The sequence below is a fragment of the Flavobacterium sp. SLB02 genome, assembly GCF_009664855.1.
In the GTDB taxonomy this organism is placed as follows: Bacteria; Bacteroidota; Bacteroidia; order Flavobacteriales; family Flavobacteriaceae; genus Flavobacterium.
In genome coordinates this window covers 3,796,437-3,823,343 of sequence record NZ_CP045928.1, presented here as the reverse complement: position 1 = coordinate 3,823,343, position 26,907 = coordinate 3,796,437, and the positions used below count along the sequence as shown (strand labels likewise).

At 33.8% G+C, this 26,907-nt stretch carries 26 protein-coding genes; 7 read left to right on the top strand and 19 right to left on the bottom strand.

Annotation, left to right across the window (positions count from 1 at the left end; all coding sequences use genetic code 11):
* Positions 1-45: 45 nt before the first annotated feature.
* From GIY83_RS13890 to GIY83_RS13810, 18 genes are all read right to left on the bottom strand, one after another.
* The gene (locus tag GIY83_RS13890; protein ID WP_208681902.1) at positions 46-987 is read right to left on the bottom strand and encodes an alpha/beta hydrolase; all 942 of its coding nucleotides are present in this window, start codon (positions 985-987) and stop codon (positions 46-48) included.
* A gap of 1 nt (position 988) precedes the next feature.
* Positions 989-1,873 (bottom strand): S41 family peptidase, encoded by an 885-nt coding sequence (locus GIY83_RS24950; RefSeq protein WP_229029106.1) that lies wholly within the window; start codon positions 1,871-1,873, stop codon positions 989-991.
* The gene (locus GIY83_RS24945) at positions 1,833-2,492 is read right to left on the bottom strand and encodes a hypothetical protein (RefSeq protein ID WP_229029105.1); all 660 of its coding nucleotides are present in this window, start codon (positions 2,490-2,492) and stop codon (positions 1,833-1,835) included. The genes GIY83_RS24950 and GIY83_RS24945 overlap by 41 nt, the downstream gene beginning before the upstream one ends.
* Positions 2,493-2,531: 39 nt before the next feature.
* A complete protein-coding gene (locus GIY83_RS13880; protein WP_208681901.1) occupies positions 2,532-3,113 on the bottom strand; it encodes an NUDIX domain-containing protein in 582 nt (193 codons plus the stop codon).
* Positions 3,114-3,169: 56 nt separating this feature from the next.
* Positions 3,170-4,441, bottom strand: a complete 1,272-nt coding sequence (locus GIY83_RS13875; protein ID WP_194616450.1) for an adenylosuccinate synthase — start codon at positions 4,439-4,441, stop codon at positions 3,170-3,172.
* 98 nt (positions 4,442-4,539) lie between these two features.
* Complete coding sequence (locus tag GIY83_RS13870) at positions 4,540-4,998, bottom strand: Fur family transcriptional regulator (protein ID WP_026981862.1); 459 nt, start codon at positions 4,996-4,998, stop codon at positions 4,540-4,542.
* 90 nt (positions 4,999-5,088) lie between these two features.
* Positions 5,089-7,311, bottom strand: a complete 2,223-nt coding sequence (locus GIY83_RS13865; RefSeq protein ID WP_194616451.1) for a bifunctional (p)ppGpp synthetase/guanosine-3',5'-bis(diphosphate) 3'-pyrophosphohydrolase — start codon at positions 7,309-7,311, stop codon at positions 5,089-5,091.
* A 190-nt stretch (positions 7,312-7,501) separates the two neighbouring features.
* The gene (locus tag GIY83_RS13860; RefSeq protein WP_208681898.1) at positions 7,502-9,040 is read right to left on the bottom strand and encodes a serine hydrolase; all 1,539 of its coding nucleotides are present in this window, start codon (positions 9,038-9,040) and stop codon (positions 7,502-7,504) included.
* A 16-nt stretch (positions 9,041-9,056) separates the two neighbouring features.
* A complete protein-coding gene (locus GIY83_RS13855; protein ID WP_194616453.1) occupies positions 9,057-9,848 on the bottom strand; it encodes an RNA methyltransferase in 792 nt (263 codons plus the stop codon).
* A gap of 284 nt (positions 9,849-10,132) precedes the next feature.
* Complete coding sequence (locus GIY83_RS13850) at positions 10,133-11,062, bottom strand: DUF2167 domain-containing protein (protein WP_208681896.1); 930 nt, start codon at positions 11,060-11,062, stop codon at positions 10,133-10,135.
* Between the two features lie 44 nt (positions 11,063-11,106).
* Complete coding sequence (locus GIY83_RS13845) at positions 11,107-12,192, bottom strand: phosphoglyceromutase (RefSeq protein ID WP_194616455.1); 1,086 nt, start codon at positions 12,190-12,192, stop codon at positions 11,107-11,109.
* 133 nt (positions 12,193-12,325) lie between these two features.
* The gene (locus GIY83_RS13840) at positions 12,326-13,612 is read right to left on the bottom strand and encodes a DUF58 domain-containing protein (RefSeq protein WP_208687197.1); all 1,287 of its coding nucleotides are present in this window, start codon (positions 13,610-13,612) and stop codon (positions 12,326-12,328) included.
* 76 nt (positions 13,613-13,688) lie between these two features.
* Positions 13,689-14,240 (bottom strand): hypothetical protein, encoded by a 552-nt coding sequence (locus GIY83_RS13835; RefSeq protein ID WP_229029104.1) that lies wholly within the window; start codon positions 14,238-14,240, stop codon positions 13,689-13,691.
* A 119-nt stretch (positions 14,241-14,359) separates the two neighbouring features.
* Positions 14,360-15,373: a MoxR family ATPase gene (locus GIY83_RS13830; protein ID WP_208687195.1), complete on the bottom strand. Its 1,014-nt coding sequence runs from the start codon at positions 15,371-15,373 to the stop codon at positions 14,360-14,362.
* A gap of 125 nt (positions 15,374-15,498) precedes the next feature.
* Positions 15,499-16,701, bottom strand: a complete 1,203-nt coding sequence (locus GIY83_RS13825; protein WP_208681892.1) for a DUF4350 domain-containing protein — start codon at positions 16,699-16,701, stop codon at positions 15,499-15,501.
* Positions 16,694-17,467, bottom strand: coding sequence for a DUF4129 domain-containing protein (locus tag GIY83_RS13820; RefSeq protein WP_208681890.1), 774 nt, complete (start codon positions 17,465-17,467; stop codon positions 16,694-16,696). Before GIY83_RS13820 ends, GIY83_RS13825 begins: the two co-directional genes overlap by 8 nt.
* A complete protein-coding gene (locus GIY83_RS13815) occupies positions 17,460-18,407 on the bottom strand; it encodes a hypothetical protein (protein ID WP_208681888.1) in 948 nt (315 codons plus the stop codon). The genes GIY83_RS13820 and GIY83_RS13815 overlap by 8 nt, the downstream gene beginning before the upstream one ends.
* A complete protein-coding gene (locus GIY83_RS13810; RefSeq protein ID WP_208681887.1) occupies positions 18,407-19,372 on the bottom strand; it encodes a stage II sporulation protein M in 966 nt (321 codons plus the stop codon). Before GIY83_RS13810 ends, GIY83_RS13815 begins: the two co-directional genes overlap by 1 nt.
* Positions 19,373-19,392: 20 nt before the next feature.
* Between GIY83_RS13810 and GIY83_RS13805 the strand changes: the two genes are divergently transcribed.
* The 7 genes from GIY83_RS13805 (at position 19,393) to GIY83_RS13775 (ending at position 25,946) form a co-directional block, all read left to right on the top strand.
* Entirely contained in the window at positions 19,393-20,136 is a 744-nt protein-coding gene (locus tag GIY83_RS13805) for an RDD family protein (protein WP_208681886.1), read from the top strand.
* Between the two features lie 357 nt (positions 20,137-20,493).
* Positions 20,494-21,336: a hypothetical protein gene (locus tag GIY83_RS13800; RefSeq protein WP_208681885.1), complete on the top strand. Its 843-nt coding sequence runs from the start codon at positions 20,494-20,496 to the stop codon at positions 21,334-21,336.
* Between the two features lie 7 nt (positions 21,337-21,343).
* On the top strand, positions 21,344-21,772 hold the full coding sequence (locus GIY83_RS13795) for a PH domain-containing protein (protein WP_208681884.1): 429 nt from the start codon (positions 21,344-21,346) through the stop codon (positions 21,770-21,772).
* Positions 21,773-21,838: 66 nt separating this feature from the next.
* The gene (locus tag GIY83_RS13790) at positions 21,839-22,441 is read left to right on the top strand and encodes a trimeric intracellular cation channel family protein (RefSeq protein ID WP_194616465.1); all 603 of its coding nucleotides are present in this window, start codon (positions 21,839-21,841) and stop codon (positions 22,439-22,441) included.
* A 130-nt stretch (positions 22,442-22,571) separates the two neighbouring features.
* A complete protein-coding gene (locus GIY83_RS13785; RefSeq protein ID WP_208681883.1) occupies positions 22,572-23,522 on the top strand; it encodes a GNAT family N-acetyltransferase in 951 nt (316 codons plus the stop codon).
* Positions 23,519-24,670 carry a DegT/DnrJ/EryC1/StrS aminotransferase family protein gene (locus GIY83_RS13780; RefSeq protein WP_208681882.1) on the top strand — a complete coding sequence of 384 codons (1,152 nt, stop codon included), beginning with the start codon at positions 23,519-23,521 and terminating at the stop codon, positions 24,668-24,670. The genes GIY83_RS13785 and GIY83_RS13780 overlap by 4 nt, the downstream gene beginning before the upstream one ends.
* A gap of 1 nt (position 24,671) precedes the next feature.
* Positions 24,672-25,946: an O-antigen translocase gene (locus GIY83_RS13775; protein ID WP_229029103.1), complete on the top strand. Its 1,275-nt coding sequence runs from the start codon at positions 24,672-24,674 to the stop codon at positions 25,944-25,946.
* 17 nt (positions 25,947-25,963) lie between these two features.
* On the opposite strand, the gene GIY83_RS13770 is transcribed toward GIY83_RS13775, so the two are convergent.
* Positions 25,964-26,848: a glycosyltransferase gene (locus GIY83_RS13770; protein WP_208681880.1), complete on the bottom strand. Its 885-nt coding sequence runs from the start codon at positions 26,846-26,848 to the stop codon at positions 25,964-25,966.
* Positions 26,849-26,907 lie beyond the last annotated feature (59 nt).

Genomic DNA, 26,907 nt, shown 5'->3' with positions numbered 1-26,907 from the left:
TCCCGAAAAAGACTTACACAATTTTTTGAATTGTTTACTGGATTTTCATTTTGTTAAAAAAGCAGAAATGTTTTTAATCCATTCTGTTTTATTTTTTATCAAGTAGTTCTCGTGTCCTGTTCCTTTGTAGGTATTTAGTCTTTTAGGACCTTTTAAGTTGGAATAAATTCCGTCAATTTCTTTACGACTTACGCTTTTATCTTTTTCTCCGTAAAGAAGCAGAGTAGGACAATCTATATTTTTTGCATATTCTGTTGGATTATGGTTGAATCCCCAAAAACCATTTTGAATACCTCCCCAAAAAACTAAAATTCCTGCCATAGGAATGGTAGGTGCGTTCATTTTTTTAAACCTTGCGCAAACTGTTTCATACATAGAGCCAAATGGACATTCAATGATTATCCCTTTTGGTTTGATTTTATTATCGTTAATACATTTCATAATGGCTACAGCTCCCATAGAAGTGCCAAATAAATAGATGTTTTTTTCTCCTGATTGAATTAAATAATCAAATGATGTTTTTACTTGTGCAGCTTCTTTATATCCAATTGTGGTTTGATTTCCTTCTGAATTTCCACTACCCATAAAATCAACAAGCATTGTATTAAAGCCGAGTTTTATAAATTCATTTGATTTATCGATCATTGAAGATTTCGCGGCACCATAGCCATGGAACAAAATAATTGTTCCTTTTGAATTTTGACTTTTAATTAACCAACATTCAATTTCTTTATTACTTTTTAGCTTTAGAGTTTGATATTTCTGAAGAGGATACTTTTTATTTTCAGGTTTAGGGTTATTCACGCCAAAAATTAAAGTTTTTACTTTTTCGGATGTTGATAATTTTTCAGGGTTTTTGGTCTTTATTGATCCATTTTCTGCAAAATGTGTGAATTTATATGCATGTACAAAAGCTACGATGTTAATGATTAAAAAAAGAATGAATACTATTCGGATAAATTTTTTATAATTTTTAAATATGCTCATTTTACTTTTTCTCAATTAATTTCAAAACATACTCCATTTGAGCATCTTTATTTTGCATAAAATCATCAAAACTCTGTTTAACTTCAACGTCCGGAATTACACCACGACCAAAAATCTGATTTGGTTTTTTAGGAACGTCCTGTTCTAAATTTACGATAGAGAACTGTGTTTTTATTTTTGTATTGGGCAATTCGTACTCGATAGGAGTATGGCCATTATGTCCGTAATAACCTCCCATAGTCTCTTCGCCAATAATAATTGCATTTGTTTTTGCTGTAACTAACGATGCGAAAAGCGATCCCGCCGAAGCCACTCTTGGACTGATTAATAAGTAAACCTGACCTTTAAAGGTATTTTTATCCGGCTGTAATAAACGATTGAATTTTGGATCCTGAGGATATATTTTGCCTTTTAAGATTGGGTATTCTTCTTTTAACTCCGCTTCAAAATCATTTTTTTCTTCCAGCTTTTTTTCGGTCTTAGTTTCTTCGTAAACAAAATAAGGAAGAAATGGAATTTTCTGAAAATTGATGTAGGCACTTTTATTTTCGCGATAGTTTTTTTGAGTTAGGTACGAAAAAGTTACCAAATCGTTGGGGTCTGATCCACCACCATTATTTCTAACGTCTACAATTAGATTCTTTATTTCAGGATGTACAGAAAGCATCTGAAAACAGCTATCCAGATATTTTTTATACACTATATGTTCCTTATCTTCTGCATTTCCTCCAATGGCAAAAGTATGAACGGCAAGTAAGGCGGTATTTTTGGAAATAATCTTAAATGAATATTTGTCTTTGAAATTGGTGTAGAATAAACTGTCAGAAGGAAAAGAGTGCCGCTTTTTAAAGTTCTCCTTTCTTTCTTTCTTTCTTTCTTTCTTCATTAGAAATACCGGCAATAGTTTTAGAAAGCTTTTCAGTTTGTTTTGGAAGAGAGTATTCGACTGAAAATGCTTCTTTTGGTCCATATTCCATTTCAAAGTATCTTGGAAAGGCAGCATTAATTCCGATTGATTTTCCGGATATATTAAAACCATCTGTGGTGTAATATTTATAAAAAGAGCGTACTATTTTATTTATTTCAATTCCGTTAATGCTATGAATTTGTGAACCTAACGCAATCTCATCGTTTTTTAAATTGACGATTGTTTTGTTGCCAATCAACTTTACAGGAAAAGGAAAAAATACTTTTCCTGATGTATTTTTATATACGTCAGGAAGAGTGGTATTGTTATGTACACTGCCTTCGAAGTTAGTTATTTGTAGAATTATTTTGTAGAAATCCACTACTTTCCTGGGATTTTTTAATTGCAAAAATGCCCAATTGTAAATACTGTCAATTTGTTTTTTAGTTCGGTATTTGTAAATGCCCGAGTTTGCTTTTTCTCTAATTTCTCTAAAAGTAGTAAGGTCTTGTTTTAATTTTTCTGCCGGAAATTTTTCATTTTGAGAAAACAGGACAAAAGGGAAAAATAGAAAAAACGCAATTTTAAATTTGATCATATAAAGGTCTTTTTACAAACCTAAAAATAGTCAAAAAATCTAAATCAAATTTTTTATTTTGGCGTGTTGTAATAACAAAATGGTTTTAGCATCTGTAATCTCACCAGATTCAATCATGTTGTAAGCTTCTTCAAAAGTGTATTCCAACACTTCGATATTTTCCTGTTCAGCATCCAATCCTCCGCCATCATTTACCTTCATGGTTTCGTCGTACTCTCCAACAAATAAGTATAAAATCTCTGTAACAGAACCTGGAGACATATAGGTTTCTATTACTTTTTGAACCTTTTTTAAGCGATAGCCTGTTTCTTCTTCGGTTTCGCGAATGACCGCTTGTTCTGCATTGTCCTGATCAAGAAGTCCTGCACAAACTTCGATCATCATTCCGGTTTTGTTTCCGTTAAGATAAGTTGGTAAACGAAACTGACGCGTTAAGATTACTGTTTTTTTAGCTGAATTATACAATAAAATGGCGGCTCCGTTTCCTCGGTCATAAACTTCACGAATATGAGATTCTACTTTACCGTCCTTTTTTTGGTAGTCAAAAGTTACTTTGTTTAGTATGTACCAATTGTCTGATAGTAACTTTGTTTCGGTAACTTTAATTTCTGGATTTTTCATAATAAGAAATCTTTTGTATAAAAAAAACGCTCTGGTTATCAGAGCGTTTAGATGTATTATTTTGTTATTGTTTGCTTTCTGTCTGGTCCAACAGATACAATCTTAATTGGAACGCCAACTTCTTCTTCAATAAACTCGATATATTCTTTTAGCTCAATTGGTAATTGATCGTAAGTCGTCAATCCTGTTAAGTCAGCTTTCCATCCTTTAAATTCCTTATAAACAGGAGTTACGTTTTCCGGCTCGATGTTGTAAGGAAAGTGAGAAATGTTTTGTCCTTTATAGTTGTATTCTGTACAAACTTTCAAAGTTTCGAATCCTGAAAGAACATCGCCTTTCATCATCATTAACTGAGTAACTCCGTTTACCTGAACAGCATACTTTAAAGCTACAAGGTCTAACCATCCGCAACGTCTTTGTCTTCCTGTAACAGATCCAAATTCGTTACCCACTTTTGCCATAGTAGCACCAACTTCATCAAAAAGTTCCGTTGGGAAAGGTCCACTACCAACACGCGTTACATAAGCTTTAAAAATTCCGTAAACCTCTTTGATTTTGTTAGGAGCAATTCCTAAACCAGTACAAGCTCCGGCAGCAGTAGTATTTGATGAAGTTACGAAAGGATAAGTTCCGAAATCTACATCTAATAAAGATCCCTGAGCTCCTTCGCATAAAATAGATTTACCTGCTTTTTGAGCTTGGTACATATATTCTTCACTGTCGATAAAGTCTAATTTTTTTAATTCTTCGATAGCTTCAAAAAACTCTTTTTCAAGTTCAGCTAAGTTGTATTGAATTGCTACATCATAAAAAGCAATCATTGCCTCATGCTTGTCAGCCAATGCTCTGTAACGTTCTTTAAAGTCTTCTAATTCAATATCTCCAACACGTAATCCGTTTCTTCCGGTTTTGTCCATATAAGTTGGTCCAATTCCTTTAAGGGTAGAACCAATTTTAGCTTTTCCTTTAGATGCTTCAGATGCTGCATCAAGCAAACGGTGTGTTGGTAAAATTAAATGTGCTTTTCTTGAAATGATCAATTTGCTTTTGATATCAAGGTTAAATTTCTCTAAACCTTCGATTTCTTTTTGAAAAACTACCGGATCTATTACAACACCATTACCAATGATGTTTATTGAATTTTTATGAAAAATTCCAGAAGGAATGGTTCTAAGTACATGTTTAATTCCGTCAAATTCTAATGTATGTCCTGCATTTGGTCCTCCTTGAAAACGTGCAATAATATCATAATTAGAGGTAAGAACGTCAACAATTTTCCCTTTACCTTCATCTCCCCATTGTAATCCTAGTAATAAATCTACGGTCATTCTGTTTTAATTTGCGTTGAGGCAACCCAAGTTGCCCTACTGATTAATGTAGTTAATTTTTTTTTTTTTTTTATTTCTTTAAATAATGCGTTTCCGGACTATTGTTTTTGCTTTTTGTTTCCGTAGAAATACAATGAATGATTCGTGATTTCGATATCAAATATTTCTTCGATTGTTTTTTTGATGGTTTGAATTCTTGGATCGCAAAATTCGATTACTTCACCAGAATCAGTCATGATAATGTGATCATGCTGTTTATCAAAGTATGATTTTTCGTAGTAAGCCTGATTTTGCCCAAATTGATGTTTTCTAACCAAAGCGCAGTCTAACAATAACTCGATCGTGTTGTATAATGTAGCCCTACTCACACGATAGTTCTTGTTTTTCATTTTGATATATAAGTTTTCTATGTCAAAATGCTCTTCGCTATCGTAAATTTCCTGAAGTATAGCATAACGCTCAGGAGTTTTGCGATGCCCTTTTTGCTCAAGATACATTGTAAATACATTTTTTACAATTTCTTGATTCTTAGTGTTGTCAGTTGAAATGAGTGTCATATCCGGCAAAGATAAATTTTTATTTTTAATGAATAAAAGTTTCGGGTTTAAAGTTTAGTTATAAATCCCTTATAGATAGGTTAAAAAAGTTTAAGTTCTGTACTCTCTTGTAACTTTGTCAACACCATCAATTTTTTTAATCGCATTAATCATTTTCTTTAAAATGGTATTATTCTGAACAATAACGGCAATCTGGCCGTGAAATATTCCGGCATCTGTACTCAAAGAAATACTCTGAATGTTCACGCTCATATTATTCGAAATTACCCTTGTTAACTGGTTTGTAAGTCCTAAAACATCCATTCCGGTAATGTTGATAATGGCTTTGAATTCTTCTTGCGATGAATCAATCCATTTGGCACTCATAATTCTGTAAGCGTAATTAGATTGCATACCAATCGCGTTCGGACAGTCTTTTTTGTGTACTTTGATTCCTTCGTTTATGGTTACAAATCCAAAAACATCATCACCGGGAATCGGGTTACAGCATGGAGAAAGTTTATAATCTAATTTATCATGTTCAGTTCCAAAAACCAGCATATCATAATTACTGCTAATTACTGGTTTGTGTATATCATCAGCGGCGGTTGTATCTTTATTTCTCTTAATTTTATTTTTAAAGAAATTGATAAACGTATTGCTTTTTTGAGCTGCGTAATCTTTTAGCTGTTGATTTTCGATCGCTCCAATTCCAACTCTGTAAAATAAATCTAAACTTGTTTTTAGTTTAAAAAAGTTGACCAGTTCGTTGATAACTTGCTCGTTGATCGTTATTTTTAAATGTCTCAGTTTTCGGGTAAGCAATTCTTTTCCTTCTTCTGCAATTTTTTTAGTGTTCTCGTTAAGAACGTTTTTGATCTTGTTTTTGGCTCTCGAAGTGGTTACATATTCCAGCCAGTTTACCGTTGGTTTTTGGTTTGCAGAAGTAATAACTTCGACCTGATCACCACTTTTTAATTCATGATTTAACGGAACCAAACGACCGTTTACACGTGTTCCTCTGGTTTTAATTCCAATTTCGGAGTGAATACTAAAGGCAAAATCCAGTGAAGTAGCACCTTTTGGCAACGATTTGATTTCTCCTTTTGGCGTAAAGACAAAGATTTCTTTTGAATATAAATTCATTTTAAAATCCTCTACAAAATCAACCGCATTGGTTTCCTGATTCTCCAGCGCTTCGCGAAGTAAATTCAGCCAAACATCAAGACCGCTTTCTTCTGTAGCTCCGTTTTTGTATTTGTAATGTGCTGCATAACCTTTCTCTGCAATTTCATCCATACGCTCGCTTCGAACCTGCACTTCTACCCAGCGACCTTTTGGTCCCATCACGGTAATGTGCAGAGCTTCGTAACCGGTCGATTTTGGAGATGAAATCCAGTCGCGCAAACGACTTGGGCTGGGTCTGTAATGATCTGTTACGATTGAATAGATTTTCCAGGCTACAAATTTCTCGTCATGTTGATCTGATTTATAGACAATTCTAAGGGCAAATTTGTCGTACACTTCATCAAAACTCACATTTTGAGCGCGCATTTTACGACGAATCGAATAAATAGATTTCGGACGTCCTTTAATTACATAATCAATTCCCTCATTATCCAGAGATTTCTTCAAAACATCCGAGATATCTTTGATGTAAGCATCCTGTTCTTCTTTGGTTTCCCTGATTTTGCTTACAATATCATTGTAAACAGCAGGTTCAGTATATTTTAAACCTAAATCTTCTAGTTTAGTTTTAATGTTATAAAGTCCTAAACGATGGGCGAGAGGGGCGTAAATATAAAGCGTTTCCGAAGCAATTTTGGTTTGCTTGTATTCCGCCATCGAATCCATGGTTTGCATATTATGCAAACGATCGGCGAGTTTTATCAAAATTACACGAACGTCATCGTTCAGTGTAAGGATCATTTTTCTGAAATTTTCTGCCTGCATCGACGCATTCAGATCTTTTTGAACTAACGAAATCTTGGTTAAACCTTCTACTAATTGCGCCACTTTTGGGTTAAATAAACGCTCAATATCCTCGACAGTTATGGGAGTATCTTCGACAACATCGTGCAATAAGGCCGCAGCAATAGAGGTCGCTCCTAAACCAATTTCAGAAGCCACAATTTTTGCAACTGCAATAGGATGAAAGATATACGCTTCGCCAGATTTACGTCTTTGTTCTTTATGTGCATCTACTGCGACATCAAATGCTTTTCGGATTAATTTTTTGTCGGTTGGACTTAAAGTCTGATAACTGATTCGAAGTAATTCTTTATACTCTTGGGCAATTGCTTTATTTTCTTTCTCAATATCTATTTCTATCATAACGGCATAGTTCAAGTACTAAAAATAAGAATAAGTTTGAATATACGCAAGGGAATGAAGGGTTGATTTTAGAATGAAATTATTTTGTTTCACGTTTCAGGTTTCAAGTTTTTGACCACAGTTTTAACGTTGCGTTTTAAACCTGAAACCTGAAACCTGAAACCTGAAACCTGAAACGTGAAACAAAAAATTATTCCTTAGAAAAATCCAAATCCTGAAAATCATAACTAAAATCAGTTAACTCAGAGATTGGAAGCATTTTTAAGTTGATGACCTTTCCGGTTTGATCGTATTTGAAAAGCAAATGCGCATCGGCATGAAAAAAGGCATTGTTCCATTTTACGACATAGTTTCCATCTTTGTAGAAAAACACTTCACCAACTAGTTGCGGCGAACGTTTTGAAGCAAAATAGGCTTTTGCTTTTTTCTCTGTTATGGTAACTTCTCCAAACCAATTGTCTTTGTAAGTTCCGGTAATTTTAGAGAAATCAATTTTTAGTTTGTCTTTTTTATTTTTGGCAACGCTTGCCCAAACTTCATCTGTCACTTTATCTGCCGATGCTTCGCTGGCTTTTACGCGGTTGCTGTAAGTTGTAACGTAATCTTCGGGTTTAATGCCTAAATAACTGTCTTTTATCGTATTGGTAATCGCGTTAAAAGCAGCTCCGGATTGTTGATTGGTCAGGACAATAATTCCCAAGCCTATCTCCGGAATTAAAGTCGTTTGAGTTACATTTCCTTCTAAACCACCGGTGTGCGAAACTTGTTTGTATCCTTTTACATCACTTAAAAACCATCCTAAACCATATCCTGAAAAATGAGTATTGTAAGGTGGTTTTGTCTTAGTTGGAATAATGGTTTGCAATTGCCACATTTCGTCGTGTTCTTTTTCAGAAAATAACTGTTTATTATCGCCGTATTTTCCGTTATTGATTTGCAGAATTGCCCATTTGCTCAAATCATTTACACTTGAATAAATTCCTGCTGCTCCGTCAAAGAGCTGATTTTCGTAACGTTTTATGGTTTTTAGTTTTCCGTCAAGCGGAACGTGGGGCGTAATAACGTTTGTAGTATCTTTTAAACGTTTTACAGAAGCTATACTATTGTTCATTTCCAGAGGTTTCATAATGCGTTCTTCGACAAAATCTGCCCAGGTTTTTCCGCTTACCACGTGTATAATTTCTCCTGCAATGATGTACATCAAATTGTCATAATCGTATTTGGTTCTAAAACTCGAAACCGGTTTTAAGTATCTTAAATTATGAATGATATCCTGCGCTTTAAAATCGCTTCCGTCAGGCCAGATCATCAAATCTCCGGCGCCAAGGCCAAGTCCGCTTCTGTGTGTTAAAAGATCACGAATCGTAAATTCACGCGTTACAAAATCGTCGTACATTTTAAAATCCGCAAGATATTGTACGACTTTATCATCCCATTTTACTTTACCTTCATCTACCAGCATAGCAAGTGCGGCTGATGTAAAAGCTTTACTATTTGAGGCAATCCCAAAAAGGGTATTCGCATCAACTTTTTGTTGGCTCAAAACCGATTTTACTCCATATCCTTTTGCCAGCACTACTTTTCCGTCTTTTACAATCGCAACCGCAATTCCGGGAACATCAAAAGCTTTTATCGTACGATTGACCAACTCATCTACTTCCTGATTCGAAATTTGTGCCGATACCGAAAAACTAAATAATAAGGCTAAAAGTGATAATTTATAACTCATAATTTCGAATTTATAATTAATTAAATCCTCTTTGACGTTTGGCTTCAAAAATTAAAATTGCCGCAGCAACCGAGACATTCATACTGTCGATTTCGCCCTGCATGGGGATTATAATATTTTGGGTGGCAGCATCACGCCAATCTTGCGTTAAGCCTGTAGCTTCTGTGCCCACAACCAAAGCAGTTGGAGTAGTGAAGTCTTGTGTATGATATGAAGTTGAATTTTGTAAGGTAGCACAATAAAAATCGATCTTTTTTTCTTTCAAAAATGCGATGATTTCGCCTGTTGTTCCTGTTGCTATTTGGTTCGTAAACAAGCAGCCAACGCTCGAACGAACAATATTTGGGTTGTATAAGTCACTTTTAGGATTTGCGATCAAAACTGCATCAAGATTTGCAGCATCGGCAGTACGTAAAAGCGCGCCTATATTTCCTGGTTTTTCTGGCGCTTCCGCAACAATAATCAACGGATTATCGGATAGTTTTAAATCAGATAAAAGCATCGATTTGGTTTTGGCTATAGCCAAAATGCCTTCGGTCGTATCTCGATACGCTAATTTTTGATAGACTTCTTTGTTGATTTCGATTAATGAAACTGGTGTATTGACCAATTTATTAATCTGATTTTCAGTTACTAATTCCGGTAAAAACAAAACAGTTTCTATTTCGTAACCGCCTTTTATGGCTAATGAAATTTCGCGTAATCCTTCAATCAAAAATGTTCCGGTTTGTTTTCGGGCTTTTGCCTTTTCTTGTAGTAAAACGAGCGATTTTATAAACGGATTTTGTATTGAAGTGATTTGTTTCATTCTGAAAGTTACTGAGTTTCTAAGGTGCTAAGATACTGAGTTTTTTTGTAAAGTTACAAAGGTTCATAGTTGCAAAGGTTCAGAGGTTTAAAACGAAGTAAAAAAAGTTTGCCAATAATTTATTCCCCCTGTTCGTTATCGCTCAAGTTAAGAATCTTTACGAATTCTTTTTTTTTTGCTTTGCGAAAAAAGCGGCTTAAAAAAGTTTAGCCACAGATTAAAAGATTAAAATGATTTCTGATTTTTGAATCATCTTTAATCCTTTAATCTGTGGCAAAAAAAAATTATTCCTCAGTAGAATTATTTTCCTCTAATAAAGCGGTTTCTTCTTGAGGTCTTGATACAACCTGATCTTTTTTACCGAAGATAAATTTCTTAAGAGCCGCAAATGCTGCAATAATTCCGATTACGATAATTTTTCCAAATTTAGCCAAAATAGCAAAAAAGCCAACTTTTGCCAGTACTTTTCCGGCAACTAAACCTCCAATTGTCCAGGCGGCAACAGTATCTGTATCGGCATCAAAGTCCAGATATTTATGTCCCTGATTGAATTCTACACTTTTTAAAATTCCCGGAATACTTGCTTTTACTTCTGCCAGTTCATTCATTCCTGCTACGGCCGAAATATTGTACATTCCTTTTCTTCCTAAAACTCTTAAATCATAGTTTAAAGTATTGGCTTTGTCTGTGCCGAATTTTAATTCTTTAGCCCAATGTAATACTTTTAAATTGGTGTCATAGTAAGGCTTTGATGCCCAGCCTACTAATTGCACTTCTGGATAACCGCCTTTTTTACGTTCTTCATTTTCTGCCTGAACATCTTCTTTCATGGTTTTTAGCAAGTCGTCATAATCGATATCTCCGGCATCATCATCTTTTACAAAACCATCTCCCTGATAGCTAATGACGAACATCCAGCTATTGCTGTGCGTTACGCCTTTTCCGTCAGGAACAAGCGATCCTAAAACGCTTTTGTCTTCAGGATTGCCCCATAAATTAGTCAAGATTCCCTGAGTTTGTTCTGCATTGAGGAACTTAAATCCTTTAGGAACATTAAGAGTTCCTTCTCCTTCAGATAAAGTAATTTTTCCGGATTCATATTTGAAAGATTTTTCAATCTTATCATAATATGCTCCAAGGGTATCGTTTTCTTGCGCTAGTAATTTTGGACTGAAGACAGTCATTAAAAAAAGAAATAATAAAGTTTTTTTCATTTGAATAAATTGGTTTTGGTTGGTTGTTATTTTGGTTTGATTGATTATTGCTGAAATATTTCTTTAATTTCATCGGCCACCGGATGCGAAGTTGTAAAAGTGTATCCCATAACTTTGGCGATGGTTTGGGCCGTTTGTTTTTGATACAATTGCGATTGGGTTTTAAGTTCGCCTTTTGGTGCAATTTCCGGTCCCATTGCAGCAAACCAAATCTCAGATGCTCCTGCAACGTCAGATCCGTGATCTGTCCATTCTTTCTTCTTTTTATCACCGCGGCCGTGATCGACAGTGATCAGTAAAGTCGTTTTGTTTTTGTATTGTGGATCATTTTGTACAAATTCCCAGATTTCCTTAATCCATTTATCTACCTGATTGGCAGCATCAAGATAAGATCTGTATTGTCCTGAATGTGCCCATTCATCAGTTTCTCCATAAGCAATATAAAGTACTTTTGGTTTGTTTGTTTTAAGTTCATTTAGCGCTTGATAATGGGTAAAAACATCCAGACATTCATCTTCATGAAAAGGCTTGTAAGAGTTATCACGCATTGCATTGAGCAATTTTTGAGTTTCGGTTGGATTATTTCCTCCAATGCTGTCAAAGGCCGAAATTACAGGAAAGCCGCTTCTTTTTTCGTTTAAGATTCTATCAAATGCATTCCATGCACCAAAAGCTTTTACTTTACCCTTTAGATTAGGCTGCTGGTTCAAAAACTCCAGCACATTTACATTTGGATTGTCTTTATAATGATTAGAATTTACTGCATTATCAGCATTTCCGGTCATCATTTCGCTATATCCGGGATAACTTATCCAGTATTTATTGGTAACATCTACTTTGTTGCCCAAATCACGATTACCATAAATTTGTCCTTTCGAAGCAATTTCAGACCATAAAAAAGGCATTATTTTTTGGCGGGCTTCTGCAATATCAGCACTTCCGTATTTTTTGTAAATGTAAGTTCGGTCTCCCTGATTGAATCTTTTATTGTCGGCTATTTCTTTGTCCATTCCCTTAAAAACTTCCTGCCATCTAAAACCGTCTGTGGTGATAATAATGATGTTTTCTGTTTTTTGTGCGTGAGACAAAAGGCTTGTAAAGGCGAATATAAATGCGGTTATTTTTTTCATATTTAGTTAATTATATTAAAAATGATTAATTGGATTGTATAAATCGATATTTCAAAACTAACTAAATAATGCTGTAGCGATAAATTATTGTTAGTTCATATCTTAAATATAACCATAAATTAACAAATATCTTCTACAAAATTCCCCTCGCTTTAATCTCTAAATATTTATTAATCGTATCCAAAGTCAGATTCTCAGGTTGCGTTAAAACCGAATGTATTCCGTATTTTTTGAGTTCGTTTGCGATTAATCGTTTTTCGAACATGAATTTTTCGGCGATTACTTTATCATACACTTCCTGAATGGTGTCTGTTTTTTTGTTGATGATCGAATTCAGTTCTGTATTACTAAAAAAGACAACAACTAATAAATGGCTTTTTGCAATTCCTTTTAAATAAGGTAATTGTCGATTTAAGCCATCCATGGTTTCAAAGTTTGTGTAGAGAATAATCAAACTCCTCTGATTGATGTTTTTCTTGATGTCGACGTATAAACGGCTATAATCACTTTCGAAAAAATCAGTTTTAATATTGTATAAGGTTTCGAGTATTTTTTGCATTTGCGACGCTCTCTTCTCGGCAAAAACTCTGTTTTCTACCTTTTTAGAGAACGCAAAAATTCCGGCTTTATCCTGCTTTTTCAGAATTACATTAGATAAAACCAAAGTCGAATTAATGGCATAATCCAGTAAACTCAATCCGTCAAAAGGCATTTGCATGACGCGTCCTTTATCGATCGCCATATAAACCGATTGTGATTTTTCATCCTGAAACTGGTTGACCATCAATGCATTTTTCTTTGCTGTGGCTTTCCAGTTTAGTGTTCTTAAATCGTCGCCCTGAACATATTCCTTGATTTGTTCAAACTCCATCGTGTGGCCAATGCGTCGGATTTTCTTGATTCCGTATTGATACAAATTATTCGAGAAAGCCAGTAAATCGTATTTTCTTAACTGAATATAGGAAGGATAGGTAGGTACCATTTTATCCTTATCGAAAGAAAATCTTCTGGAAACTAATTTCAAAGGAGAAGAGACATAGATATTCAGATATCCAAAATAATATTCACCACGTTCAGTTGGGCGAAGATCGTAACCAAATTCTTTTTGCTCAGAGGCTTTAATCGTTTTTACAATTTTGAAATCACGTACCTGAAACTGAAACGGAATCTCGTCTATAATCTTAACTGAAATTTTAAAAGTATAACGGTTTTTGATACTGACGGTTACAGGATTTAAATCACCATTAGAAAGTTTTTCTGGTGTTATTCTTTCAGCTTGGATTCCTGTTTTGGTGATGTATAAAATTAAAATATCAAGCCCTAAAAAAGTGACTAAAACCAAAACCAAAAACCAAACAGCATTGTATAAGTTCGGAAAAATAAAAGCACAAACAAATAATCCAATAATGCCCAAAAGCATATAGAAGAAGAAGTTATTGAGGTAAAGGCTTTTTATGAATTTCAATTTTTATAAAATTAGGGTTAAAGGTTTTTTACTATATTTTAGTAAAGCTTTTATAATCAAAACCATCTAAAACGGCAATTCTCCAGATTCCATTTTCTTTAACTGCAGTTACTTTATATGTAGGAGTTTCTTTCCATTCTGTCCAGGTCCAGTAAAAAGTAGCTTTGTTATTTTGAATCTTTAAGTCGTTTATTTTTAGTGTTTTCCAATACGATTCCGGATTGTCCTGACAATCGCACCAGGGATTACTATCAGAGCCATATGGGGGTAATTCTCCAACAAAATATTCGATCTTATTGGTTTTAAGATTCTCTCCAATTTTCAGTGCAATTTTGTTATAATTGTCAATGAATTGTTGTGTAAAAAAATTAGAGTTTTTAAGTTCTGCCAATATTTTATTGTGCGTTTTTACATTTAGTGCAACATATTTATCTCCTTTTTTATTCTCGACAACATCAAAATCAACTTTTGTTTTCTTGGTTTCGATCCATTCATAGGTTTTTCTTATTAATGTTTCGAGTTCTTGTTTGTCAGTTAAAAAATAGACAGACGTTTTGTTTTTTTTCAAAGTTTTCACTTCCATTGGTTTAAAACTTACCAATGGAACGAATATAAAAGACAGAAAAAATATTGTAGAAAATTTCATTAAAAAAGGTTTATTATTTAGCATAGCACTGAACACTGAAAACTGCGACTGGAAAACTATCTCGGAATCTCGACTGTTTCTATAATTTGCCTGATAATTTCAGAACTTGTAATTCCTTCCATTTCACGTTCTGGTGCTACAATTACGCGATGCTGTAAAACCGGAATTGTGGCTTCTTTAATATCTTCGGGAGTTACAAAATCACGTCCGCGAATGGCTGCGAAACCTTTTGAAGCGTTTAGAATCGCGATCGAAGCACGAGGCGAAGCTCCCAGATATAAAAAGGCGTTTTCGCGTGTGTTCACTACAATTCTTGCAATATATTCCAGTAGATTTTGTTCTACTCTTATTTGTTTTACCAGCGCCTGATATTCTTTTATCTCAGCGGCAGAAAGTATGGTTTTTATAGCTTCCAGTTTTCCGTGATCCTGCAATAAATGTTCTCTTTGAATGATCAGGATTTCTTCGTTTAATTTTGGGTAATCAATGGTGATTTTAAACAAGAAACGGTCTAATTGTGCTTCGGGCAAACGATAAGTTCCTTCCTGCTCGATTGGGTTTTGTGTTGCAATAACCAAGAAAGGTGTTTCAAGCTTATAGGCAGATCCGTCAATAGTGATCTGGCGTTCTTCCATAACTTCAAAAAGTGCTGCTTGTGTTTTGGCAGGGGCACGGTTTATCTCATCAATTAAAATTAAATTAGAGAAAATAGGCCCTTTTTTAAACTCAAATTCAGAAGTTTTTAAATTGAAAATCGAAGTTCCTAAAATATCAGACGGCATTAAATCCGGCGTAAACTGAATTCGGCTAAAGCCAATATTCAAGGTTTTCGATAATAATTTGGCTGTGATGGTTTTAGCAACCCCGGGAACACCTTCGAGCAAAACGTGACCGTTTGATAAAATGGCCACCAAAAGCTGATCGATCATTTTGTGCTGCCCTACAATTACGGTTTCCAGTTCTTTTTTGATACTGTTTACGTGATCTAAAAGCGGCGTTAGATTTATTCTGGTTTCAAAATTCACATTTTCGTTTGTGATTTCATTTTCTGTTGTATTGATATTGTCCATGTTTGGTCTGTTTTCTGGGTTGTTTTTTGCCACACATTAAAAAGATTAAAGAGGATTTTTTATTAAAATTGATTAATTTTTTCTAATCTGTGTAATCCTTTTAATCGGTGGCAATTTTTTTTTATCTAATGTATAATCTTTTCTATTGCATTATTAATTCTAATTAAATCTTCTTCAAGACTTCCGTGATAACTATTTCGATGTTCGTTGATCAAAAATACAAGTTCCTGAATATCTGTTTCACTTTTTCCTGTTTTGTGATGCAATTTTTGAATAAAAGTATCGTCGAGTTTTGTGGTATCGATCAAATATTCGGTTCGCATTTTTTCTAAAAAATAAATAATCTTTTTATCGATGATATTGCGGTGATCGCCTTCCTGATAATATAAATTGCCTATAGTTTTGGTGAAATCAACTGTTGAATTGGCCAAAGGTTTAAGTATAGGCACCACACGTTGCTTACGTTTGGCATTAAAAATAATAAAAATCAACATTCCGAATAAAAAGAAATACCAGGCCCATTTTAGTCCGGGCTGAGCCAGGATATAACGCAGGGGCGATTGAGAAATATTTTCATTATTCTGACCTTTGGTATACCAGAAAATATCGCCTTTTGGTAAATAAGATAAAACACTCTCGGCATATTGATAATGATCTGCTTTTAATAAATTAAAGTTCGTAAAAGCGACAGGCTGCGTATGTAAATAAAAATAGCCTTGTCTGTAAGGAACTTTGATATAATTGATGTGTTTTTTTTGATTTGATTTTGTGCCCTGATATCCCAGAACGGTTGTATTTAAGGTGTCAATTTTAGAAAAATAATCTTGTAATTGATGTTCAAAAGTATATTTTTTAGTCTTTTTGTTGGCCAGCCATATTTGAGTTGTATTGGCATTGAGATAATCTGAATTAACTTCCAGTTTCAGGGTGTCTAGTAAATATTTAGGGAAACTCTTCATGCTTAAAAAAGCATTGTTTCCGTGCGAGACAAAATAAAAAATCTCCTTAATTGATTGTTCGTCAATTGTATTGGATTCTGATATATTGATGAAAGTTCCTTTTATTTTATAATTTTCTACCAGCGTATCCTCATCATATTTTGAATCTAAAAATTCATATGGCGTTACATTTGGAATTCTTTCTACTTTATGATTTTTAAAAAATCCATTAATTTCCTTATCAAAAACATATAATCCGTAGGGGATTTTGTCATTGACAGCATAGGTTGGTCGCCAATCGATGGGTTTTGGCTGGTCACGATCTATTACTAAAATCAGGGTTAAAATAAAAACCAGAACAGCAATGTAAATTTTGATGCTTTTATCCATTACTAAAGGTTTTTATGGCGTTCTTAAATCGGTTTTCGGCTTTTATAAACGAGATTTCATCAATGGCAAATTCGCCATACCAGATATAATTATACAAGTAAGACAAGTAGGTAAATTCCTCTTTATGTGCAGGTCGCTGCAGTTCGTATAAATAATCAGAATTGGTTTTTTCGATATCCCATTCGATATAATGATTTTGTGCCATTACTTTTAGCAGCCATAGATAATAATAACGAATCGCGATTCTTTTCTCTCCCGTTTCAAGACTTTCTTTTATTAATTTTTCGAAATCCACAAGGTGAATATTCTTTTCGATATCAGAGTAATAAACATTTCTTTTATTCGAGTTTTTACCAAAAATCCATTGACCTTCTTTATTAATTACTGCTTTTGCTATTAAGTAGATTACAATAACAATAATTAAAACCGCTATTACTCTTAAAAAGATCGTGACAAAATCCAGAGAGGCTTTGGTATCTGACTCGCTAAAAATGCTTCGGTAAATACGGGCAAGCCATTCAATAAAGCTTTGCCATAAACCTTTTTCAGGAGCTTTTTGTTTGTATACGAAATCAGAATCAGTATATTTTTTTTTGAAATTCTTAGAGAAGGTTTTGGCTTCTACAGTACTGCTGTCAATTTGAATATCTTTCTCGGTATATTTTACGGTACTTATTTTTGGAGGCTCGGCTCTAGCCAAAGAATCCTGGGCATGCGAAATACCGGAAAAAAAGAGAAAAGATAAAAAGAGGAGGAGTTTATTCATTATTGCTTCCAATTGATTCAATTTCAGTTGCCGAAATTCTATCTTCTGCTCCCAAACTATAATAGATAATTCCCTGATTGATTACCAAAACGTTACTAAAAATGTTACTCAATGCCATAATTAAAACAAATGCTACAGTAATCAGGATTAAAAAAATGGGCGAAGGTTCAAAAGGCATTTTATCGAAATCAGGATTGGCTATTGCAAAGAAAATAAAGGCAAATATTCCAACAAAATAAAAAAACATAGTGATGGATGCCTGTACCATCTGAAGCATAATCATGACGATAAAACTGGCCCCAATTGTAGACCAGAAATCTTCTTTTAGCAAAAGATGTGCATGGTTTAAAGATTCAAAAAAGCTTTTATCCTCCGTTAAATAGGTATAAAAACTCAAATTTACCCAGGTAAATAAAGTAGGTATTGCCACTATTAATAATGGTATGCCTACTAAGACAAAGCAGAGAAAAAATAAAGCGATTATAAGGATAAATAAAATTGGAAATATAATGAATACAACGCCCAGACCGAACTTAATTATTTTCCAAAGGCTTTTTCTAAAGCCGGCTAATATATCCTGTGTGGTAAAATCGTTGGTATTTTTTTCGGCTATTAATTTTAAATATAAAATTGGATAGGAGGAATTAAAAAGGGATAAAAATATAATTACCACTAAAAAGAGTATGGCAAATCCTCCAAGAAGAGGATAACTGTCAAAGTAATTGAAAAGTTCATCGGGAGTAGTTTTTTCTAAATTATTACCTGCCAGAGACTTAAAATTAGTTTCTAAAAATAAATACATTAACGCCCCCATAATGAGCAGCATACCAACGTTTATGGCGAAAAAAATCTTAAAAAAGTGTTTGCCAAAATTTTTAAAGAAGGTAAACGAATCTACTATATAGTCGCCGAGTTGTCTTTTTTTGTAAAGTTCAAACATTATAATGAAGTTGTTTTTTTGTGAACAATGAAAGGATAAACCAAATAATAAAATGAGATGATTGCTAATGTAAATAAGATGATAAAACTACTGAGCCAATTGGGCATATCGATCGAATATCGGGTTATAAAACCTTCGAGAAATCCGGCGCTTATGGTAAAAGGAAAGGTGCTCAGGAATATTTTGAAACTGTTTTTGAATCCTATTTTAAGTGAATTTAATCTCGAGAAAGTTTTAGGAAACAGGATCGAAGCGCCCAGAATAAATCCGGCCGCACTTTCGATTACGATGGCGAAAATCTCCATAGAACCGTGAATCCAGATACCGCGAACACTTTTCCAGAAAACACCCTGATCGTAGAAAAAGTACTGAAATGATCCTAACATCAATGAGTTTTGAAGAAAAATATAAAATGTTCCCAAACCGCCAAATATGCCGTAAATGTAACATCTCGCCCCTACATAAAGGTTGTTCAGGGTAATACCTATAAAACTTCCCCAGTTGCTTCCGGAGCCGTAAACCGCCATTGGATTTCCTTTTTTGATGTTGTCAAGAGTCATGTTTACATAATAGTCGCCTAGAATTAAGCGAACAAAGTTTTGATCGTATCTAGCCGAAACGACGCCCATGGCAACGGTGACAAAAAATAAAATAAAGGCATACAAAAGATATCTCCTGTATTCGTAAAGCAGTAAAGGAACCTCGGTTTTAAAAAATTCAAGGAATCTGTTTTTTTCGGTTCTTTTGGTTTTGTAAATTTTTTGATAAATCTGTGAGGCGAGGTGATTGAGATACACAACTGTCTTACTTTTTGGGTAATAGGTTTGCGCATACGACAAGTCATTCATCATTTGAATGTACAAATTAGCTAACTCATCAGGATTTTTTTTAGCTTTACCAAAAATAGCGAGCTCAAACTCCAGCCATTTTTCTTTATTTTGTTTTATGAAGGCAACTTCTCTCATTGTAGGCTAAAATATAAAATATGTCAGAATTATCTATTAATACAACCCAAAATGTTAAAATAAATTTCATTGCCGCTTCACCAGGCGAGCGAATAGGTTCTTATTTCATCGATTTGGCTATTAAACTGGCCTATATAACCGTGGTTTCTCTTGTATTTTTTTATTGGTTAAATCTCGGTAAATTATTCGATAGATTAGACAATTGGTCGAAAATTTCGATTGTTTTAATTCTTTATTTTCCGTTTTTTATTTATTCGCTCACTTTAGAAAGTATTTTTGAAGGTCAGACTATCGGGAAAAAACTAGTAAAAATAAAAGTGGTTAAAATTGATGGCTATCAGGCAGGATTTGGAGACTACTTAATGCGCTGGTTTTTTAGGTTAGTTGATATTACACTTTTGTATGGCATTGTGGCTATAGTAAGTGTGGTGTCGAGTAAAAAAGCCCAACGATTGGGTGATATGGTGGCGGGAACTGCCGTTATTACTTTAAAAAATAAAATAGACATTAGTCATACCATTCTTGAGGAAATAGGCGAGGCTTACGTTCCTACTTATCCTTTGGTTATTAAATTGTCTGACAATGATATGCGTATCATTAAGGAGACTTTTAAGAACGCCGAAGCCCGAAATGATCATGAAGTTATTTACAAATTGGTCGCTAAGATCGAAAGTGTAACAGGAATTAAAAACCAATCCGGTAACAGCAGCGATTTTTTGAGGGTTATTTTGAAAGATTACAATTTCTACACCCAGAATATGTAAAGGTGTTTTACGTCAGAAATATTCTGTGTTTTTTGCTGTTTCTTATAAAAACTATATCCTAGTCCCGATAGTAGTGGAAATCTTTTAGCTTTTTCCTTTAAAAAGCTAAAGATTACTTCACTTAATTTTATTTTATTTTATTTCGGAGTTCAATGAACTTCGTTTGAAACGGATTGCTTCGCCAGTTCTCACTTTCAGGCTCGGGTGCGGGAATAGCTCCTAAAAAAAATCATTTACGAGTGAAATAAGATGATTTCATGACTTTATTTTTAATTTAATTTTATAAATTTAACAAGCCTTTTTTTTATAAAAGAGAAGCTGAAAAATTTAGTAGTAAGAAAATTAAATTTAAATACCATGAAATCTAAACAAATCATTACCGCAATATTGATGTTTATTACTGTTTTTTCTTTTGCTCAGGGCGTGAAAAAGCTCGATAAAATAATAAAACGAGATTATCAGATTATTGAATGTACGATTGCAAAAATGTCTGATAAAACGGTTGAATATTCGTTGCCGGGAGAAACAATGCAAATTTCGCTTGATGTATCGCAAATTGCGAGAATTGATTTTGCCAGCGGGCGTTCGCAAACTTTTGATGTTTCTGAGAATAATGCGCCATCTGGTAATTCGGTGCAGGTTACTTCTTCAGAAATGAAACCCAATACAATTGCTGTACTGCCGGTTCCGTATGTGAATTCAGGTACTATGGAAGAGTCTGGGGAAATGGCAAAATTTGCTCAAAATGACCTTTATAACAAATTGCTGGACAAATCTGCGAATCTTTTTCCGTTGACGGTTCAGGATTTAAGGGTTACAAATAGTTTGCTGCATAAGGCCGGAATTGATTATAAAAATATTGATGAAACCCCAATAGAAGATCTTCAAAAAATTCTGGGAGTGGATAATATTATTGCCGCAAAAGTTTCGTTTACCCTTACCGAAGGCTCAACGGCTTCGACTTACAGCAGCGGAAGCGCCAAAGTGAGCGATAATAACAAGAAGGTAAAAACGAGCGATGTATCGACTACCAATGCCAGTAATCTTACTTATTACAATTACATGGTTTATTTTGACATGTACAAAAACGGCACAAAAATTTACTCGCAAAGTCGTAAACCGTTCCTGAATATCAAAGACAGCTGGATGGATTCTATTACTTATTTGCTGAAAAGAAGTCCAATTTATGTAAAAAAATAAGCAGTAAATGGAAAAATTTGAATCTAAAATTGACCTGTGGCTTATACTTTTTTTGGTTTTAGTTTTTGGAGGAATCCTTGTAAGATCAGCTTATGATCAAAACTGGATTAGTTTTTCCTTTATACTTTTGGTAGTGATTTTTATTGCCTATATGTTTTCGACGACCTTTTATATAATCGAAAATAAAAAATTAGTCATAAAATGCGGGGTTTTTTATAATTTATCAATTGAAATTGAAAAGATTAAACGAATTTCTGAAAGCTATAATATTATTAGTTCTCCTGCGCTTTCTTTTAACAGGCTTGAAATTTTATACCATAAATTCGATATAGTTCTGATTTCACCAAAAGATAAAAGAAGGTTTATCGAAGCTATTGAAAAAATTAATCCTCAGGCAGAAATAAAAATTAAAGAAAAAAGTTACAAAATAAATTAAAATAATTGGCTTTTTTGAGTCTTTGTACCTTCGCACCTTTGTACCTTTGCACCTAAAAAAAATAAAATGTTTCATTTATTAGACCTTATTGGTACAATGGCTTTTGCAATGTCCGGCGCATTAACGGCAATGCACAAAAAACTAGATCCGTTTGGTGTTTTTATCATTGCTTTTGTAACGGCGGTGGGTGGCGGAACGCTTCGTGATGTTTTAATAGGCAGAACTCCGGTGGGCTGGATGCAGGATTTAAAATATGTTTATGTTATTATTTTAGGTTTTGGATTGGCAATTCTCTTTAGAAAAAAGTTTGACAAATTAAGAACTTCTTTGTTTTTGTTTGATACAATTGGGTTAGGTGTTTTTACTTTAATAGGCCTTGAGAGAGGTATCATGACGGGTTTGCATCCGGTAATTTGTATTGCTTTGGGCACCATGACGGCTTGTTTTGGCGGTGTAACCCGTGATATTTTGTGTACCGAGATCCCAACGATCTTTAGAAGGGAGATTTATGCTACGATTTGTATTTTTGGAGGAATTGTATTTTTTGCGCTAAAAAAACTCAATCTTGAAGATGACGTTTTGTATTTAGTTACCTCGGTTGTCATTATTACTGCTCGATTACTGGCGGTAAAATTCAAATGGTATTTACCGGCATTTGACCACAAATAAGATTTATTTGCTACCAATTTCACGAATCATGTCCACTGCAAAAAATGTGCGCATATTTTTTTTGTATTTTATGCAGAGAAAAATTAGTGTAAATTCGTGCGATTCGTGGCAAAAAAAGCAACCATAATAAATGACAAAATATACCGTAAAAAAATACGATCAGAGCGATTGTAAAATCTGGAATGAGTTTATTGCTCAGGCCAAAAACGCTACATTTTTATTTCATCGTGATTTTATGGAATATCATAAAGATCGTTTTGAAGATTTTTCGCTTTTGGTTTATCAGGATGAAAAGCTCATAAGTATTTTGCCTGCCAATAAAGTTGGAAATTCTGTTTATTCGCATCAGGGACTTACCTACGGCGGATTGGTATATGCCAGTAAATTGAAAGGTGAAAAAGTAGAAGCTGTTTTAGACGCCGTTTTACTTTTTTTGAAAGAGAATGCATTTGATACCTTTTATTACAAACCCATTCCAAACTTTTATTTTCCTGAAGGCAATAACGAAGTTGACTTTTTCTTGTTTAAAAGAGGAGCAGTGATAGAGCGAAAAGAAATGAATCTGGCTGTTAATCTTGAATTGCCTTTGCAAATTTCTAAAAGTAAGCTGAAACATTTTAGAAGAATTGAAGATCTTGATTTGGATATAATTGAAGAAGAAGATTTTAATCCTTTTTGGGATGAAATTTTAGCGCCGAGATTATTGGAGAAATTCAATGTAAAACCAGTTCATTCAAAAGAAGAAATCTTACTTTTGAAACAGAAATTCCCCGAAAATATCAGGCAATATTCTGTTTATCGAAACGATGAAATCATTGCCGGAATTACGATTTTTGAAACCGAAAATGTTATAAAATCGCAATACGGGGCCACATCAAAAAAAGGAGAGGGAGTAAGAGCACTTGATTTTTTATTCATTAATTTGATCGAAAAGTACAAAGGAAAAGGCAAACGCTTTTTTGATATGGGAATTGTAAATGAAGAGAATGAAAGCGGCTATCATTCCGGACTTTTAAAACAAAAAGAAGAATTAGGTTGTAGCGTTTACAATCAGGATTTTTATAAAATTGATATAAAATGATACCATTTCTGGACCTAAAAAAAATAAACCAACCTTATGAAACTGCTTTTCAGGAAAAACTGAAATTGGTTTTAGATAATGGCTGGTATATTTTAGGAAAAGAAGTAGAGACATTCGAAAAGGCTTTTGCCGAATATTGCCAAACCCAATATTGCATAGGAGTAGGGAATGGTTTTGATGCTTTGGTTCTGATTTTTAAAGGATATATTCAACTTGGAAAATTGCAGAAAGGAGATGAAGTTATTGTTCCTGCAAATACTTACATCGCCAGTATTCTGGCTATTTTGCAGGCAGATTTAATTCCGGTTTTGGTTGAACCAAAGTTGGAAACCTACAATATCAACCCGGCTTTAATCGAGGAAAAAATTACGTCAAAAACTAAGGCAATTTTAGTGGTTCATTTATACGGTCAGTTGGCTGAAATGGATAAAATAAATGAAATAGCAAATCGAAATAATTTATTAGTTGTTGAAGATGCTGCGCAATCGCATGGAGCTTTTGGGAATTCCAAAAAAAACAAATTCCAAATTCCAAATACGGATGTCCTGGAAAATAATCTAAAATCTAAAATCAGCAATCTAAAATCAGCTACGGCGTATAGTTTTTATCCCGCTAAAAATTTAGGCTGTTTGGGCGATGGCGGAGCCATAAATACAAACGATCCCGAATTGGCAAAAGTGCTTTTTTCGCTTCGTAATTATGGTTCTGATAAAAAGTATTTCAATGAATATATTGGTGTAAATTCGAGATTAGATGAGCTTCAGGCGGCGTTTTTGAATGCGAAATTGCCTAATTTAAATAGTGATAACGATAAACGCCAGATTATTGCAAAACGTTATTTAGCAGAGATTAAAAACGATAAAATAACGCTGCCGTTTTGGGATTTATCCAATAATCATGTTTTCCATTTGTTTGTGATCAGAACTTCAAAAAGGGAAGATTTACAGGCTTATTTATCTGAAAATAATATTCAGACGGTGATTCATTATTCGGTTCCTGCGCACAAACAGCAAGCACTTAAGGACTGGAATAATTTATCTTATCCAATAACAGAGAAAATTCATAATGAGGTTTTGAGTCTGCCTATTAGTCCTGTTTTGACAGATGAAGAAGTGAGTTTTATTGTTGATGTTTTAAATCGATATTAGATTGTATTTCCTGAAAAAAATAACGCAAACGACTCTGTTTAAAATCACTTCTTTAAACAGTCTGAGTATTGCAATTAAAATTGGTATAGGTTTAATAACCTCTAAAATATTAGCCATTTTTGTTGGTCCCGGCGGAATGGCTTTGGTGGGGAATTTGCGCAATTTTTTGACTTCATTAGAGAGTATTTCAACTCTTGGTTTTCAAAGCGGAATAATAAAATATGTAGCCGAAAATCAGAAAAACAAAGAAGTTCTAAAAAAAATATTAGCTACGGTTTTTATAAGTTTAGTTTTTATCGCTCTTATATTAAGTGGCATTTTGTATTTTTTTGCTTCTTTCTGGAACAATACTATTTTAAATTCAACTTTCGATTATGGTCTGGTTTTTAAGATCTTGGCGTTGGCTTTGCCCTGGTATGCGGTATCGGTTTTTTTATTGGCGGTTCTGAACGGTTTAAGTCAGTTCAAGAAGGTAATTTGGGTAAATATCATCGGGAATACTTTGGGATTATTGGTTTCTCTTTTCATGATTTTAAAGTTTCAAACATTAGGAGCATTGCTGGCAATTGTTATTACACCTTCTTTACTGTTTTTCGTTACCTTTTATTTTGTACAAAAAGAAATCAATTTTTTAGAGGCTATAAAGTGGCATTTGTATGATTTTAAAATTATAAAATATTTGTTGCCTTTCTCTTTAATGGCAATAGTTTCATCCGTTTTAGGGCCAATGGTTTATTTGGCTATGAGAAATAGTGTTATTGAAAAATTAGGTATCGATCAGGCAGGTTTTTGGGAAAGTATGACCCGAATTTCAACGTATTATATGCTCTTTGTAAGCACTATATTGTCTGTTTATTTTTTACCGAAATTAGCAATAGCAGAGGGGAATAAAGAAACAAAAAGTATTTTTTGGCAATATTATAAATTTATTTTACCCGTTTTTATACTCGGTGTAGTAGTCGTTTATTTTGCCCGGTTTTTTATCGTTCAGTTATTGTTTACTAAAGAATTTTTACCAGTTGCTTCACTTTTCTTCTGGCAGCTTATAGGTGATGTTTTTAAAGTCGCTTTCCTTATTTTAGGCTATGAGTTTTTTGCTAAAAAATTAACCAAAGCTTTTATTATTGCCGAAGTATCTTCTCTAGCGCTCTTGTATTTTTCGAATTTGGTTTTTATGGAATGCTTTGGAATACAAGGCGTTGTAATGGCTCAGGCTTTTGATAATTTTATTTATCTAGTGGTTTTATGTGTGTATTTTAGAAAAAGTTTATTTTAAAAAACACACCATTTATATCAAAACCTCAATTTCAATTCCAACGGAATATATTTGATAAACAACCCAATATCGTACGTTTTTTGCGCTTTTACCATTTCCTGATGCACTCGTTTTAGAACTGCTTTGTTTTCGGCTTTTGTTTTATTTAATGCAATTGCTTTTTTAATAATAAGATAAGTCGAATGATTTATTTTTCGGGTTCGGGAACTGAATTTTTTATAAAACTGACTTCCCAATGAATTCTCCAGTTCTCTTTTTTGGATCAAAACCGCATCAATAAATTCAAAGTTATAGTTTCGGGCTGTTCTGATCCAAAGGTCTAAATCCTCGTACGCCAGATTTTCATCGTAACCGTTTAGTTCTTCTAAAACTTTCCGTTTTACCATCGAAGAAACAGAACAAATCATGCTGCTTTGGCCTAATATAGACGAATAAATATCTCCAGTAGCTGGTTTTTTTAGTACTTTTTTCTCAGGATTCACTTCATAATAATAACGAAGATGTTTGTTGTTCTCTGATATTATTTCGGCATTTCCATAAACTATAGCTAGTTTTTTCTTATCCGAATTTAAAAAAGTACCGATTTGTTTTTCGACACATTTTGGCAATAAAACATCATCGGCCGCAAGATCAATTACATAATCTCCTTTTGCGATCTTCAATGCTTTATTGAACGTTTTGGTATTTGCTAAGTTCGTTTCGTTTGTGATGAATTGTATCTCAGGATATTTTTCGAGCCAGTTTTTAATGGTTTTTTTAGAAGAATCCGTACTGCAATCGTCCGCAATAATGAGCTCAATATTTTTATAGGTTTGATTTAAAACTGAATTCAATGATTCAACTACAAATTGCTCATGGTTGTAACACAAACAAATAATGGTAACTAATGGAGTTTTTTGCATAAAAGTTGAATATCAAAACGCTTCTTGAAGCATTCAAAAATAAGAAATATTATGCCTGA

Excerpts from the sequence above, each read along its gene's own strand:
- GIY83_RS13855 (WP_194616453.1), bottom strand. The coding sequence starts at position 9,848 with ATGAAACAAATCACTTCAATACAAAATCCGTTTATAAAATCGCTCGTT.
- GIY83_RS13870 (WP_026981862.1), bottom strand. The coding sequence starts at position 4,998 with ATGACACTCATTTCAACTGACAACACTAAGAATCAAGAAATTGTAAAA.
- GIY83_RS13825 (WP_208681892.1), bottom strand. The coding sequence starts at position 16,701 with ATGGATAAAAGCATCAAAATTTACATTGCTGTTCTGGTTTTTATTTTA.
- GIY83_RS13820 (WP_208681890.1), bottom strand. The coding sequence starts at position 17,467 with ATGAATAAACTCCTCCTCTTTTTATCTTTTCTCTTTTTTTCCGGTATT.
- GIY83_RS13875 (WP_194616450.1), bottom strand. The coding sequence starts at position 4,441 with ATGACCGTAGATTTATTACTAGGATTACAATGGGGAGATGAAGGTAAA.
- GIY83_RS13860 (WP_208681898.1), bottom strand. The coding sequence starts at position 9,040 with ATGAGTTATAAATTATCACTTTTAGCCTTATTATTTAGTTTTTCGGTA.
- GIY83_RS13795 (WP_208681884.1), top strand. The coding sequence starts at position 21,344 with ATGGAAAAATTTGAATCTAAAATTGACCTGTGGCTTATACTTTTTTTG.
- GIY83_RS13770 (WP_208681880.1), bottom strand. The coding sequence starts at position 26,848 with ATGCAAAAAACTCCATTAGTTACCATTATTTGTTTGTGTTACAACCAT.
- GIY83_RS13830 (WP_208687195.1), bottom strand. The coding sequence starts at position 15,373 with ATGGACAATATCAATACAACAGAAAATGAAATCACAAACGAAAATGTG.
- GIY83_RS13865 (WP_194616451.1), bottom strand. The coding sequence starts at position 7,311 with ATGATAGAAATAGATATTGAGAAAGAAAATAAAGCAATTGCCCAAGAG.
- GIY83_RS13785 (WP_208681883.1), top strand. The coding sequence starts at position 22,572 with ATGACAAAATATACCGTAAAAAAATACGATCAGAGCGATTGTAAAATC.
- GIY83_RS13810 (WP_208681887.1), bottom strand. The coding sequence starts at position 19,372 with ATGAGAGAAGTTGCCTTCATAAAACAAAATAAAGAAAAATGGCTGGAG.
- GIY83_RS13890 (WP_208681902.1), bottom strand. The coding sequence starts at position 987 with ATGAGCATATTTAAAAATTATAAAAAATTTATCCGAATAGTATTCATT.
- GIY83_RS13845 (WP_194616455.1), bottom strand. The coding sequence starts at position 12,192 with ATGAAAAAAATAACCGCATTTATATTCGCCTTTACAAGCCTTTTGTCT.
- GIY83_RS24950 (WP_229029106.1), bottom strand. The coding sequence starts at position 1,873 with ATGAAGAAAGAAAGAAAGAAAGAAAGAAAGGAGAACTTTAAAAAGCGG.
- GIY83_RS13815 (WP_208681888.1), bottom strand. The coding sequence starts at position 18,407 with ATGTTTGAACTTTACAAAAAAAGACAACTCGGCGACTATATAGTAGAT.
- GIY83_RS13880 (WP_208681901.1), bottom strand. The coding sequence starts at position 3,113 with ATGAAAAATCCAGAAATTAAAGTTACCGAAACAAAGTTACTATCAGAC.
- GIY83_RS13835 (WP_229029104.1), bottom strand. The coding sequence starts at position 14,240 with ATGGAAGTGAAAACTTTGAAAAAAAACAAAACGTCTGTCTATTTTTTA.
- GIY83_RS13790 (WP_194616465.1), top strand. The coding sequence starts at position 21,839 with ATGTTTCATTTATTAGACCTTATTGGTACAATGGCTTTTGCAATGTCC.
- GIY83_RS13840 (WP_208687197.1), bottom strand. The coding sequence starts at position 13,612 with ATGCTTTTGGGCATTATTGGATTATTTGTTTGTGCTTTTATTTTTCCG.
- GIY83_RS13850 (WP_208681896.1), bottom strand. The coding sequence starts at position 11,062 with ATGAAAAAAACTTTATTATTTCTTTTTTTAATGACTGTCTTCAGTCCA.
- GIY83_RS13780 (WP_208681882.1), top strand. The coding sequence starts at position 23,519 with ATGATACCATTTCTGGACCTAAAAAAAATAAACCAACCTTATGAAACT.
- GIY83_RS13805 (WP_208681886.1), top strand. The coding sequence starts at position 19,393 with ATGTCAGAATTATCTATTAATACAACCCAAAATGTTAAAATAAATTTC.
- GIY83_RS24945 (WP_229029105.1), bottom strand. The coding sequence starts at position 2,492 with ATGATCAAATTTAAAATTGCGTTTTTTCTATTTTTCCCTTTTGTCCTG.
- GIY83_RS13800 (WP_208681885.1), top strand. The coding sequence starts at position 20,494 with ATGAAATCTAAACAAATCATTACCGCAATATTGATGTTTATTACTGTT.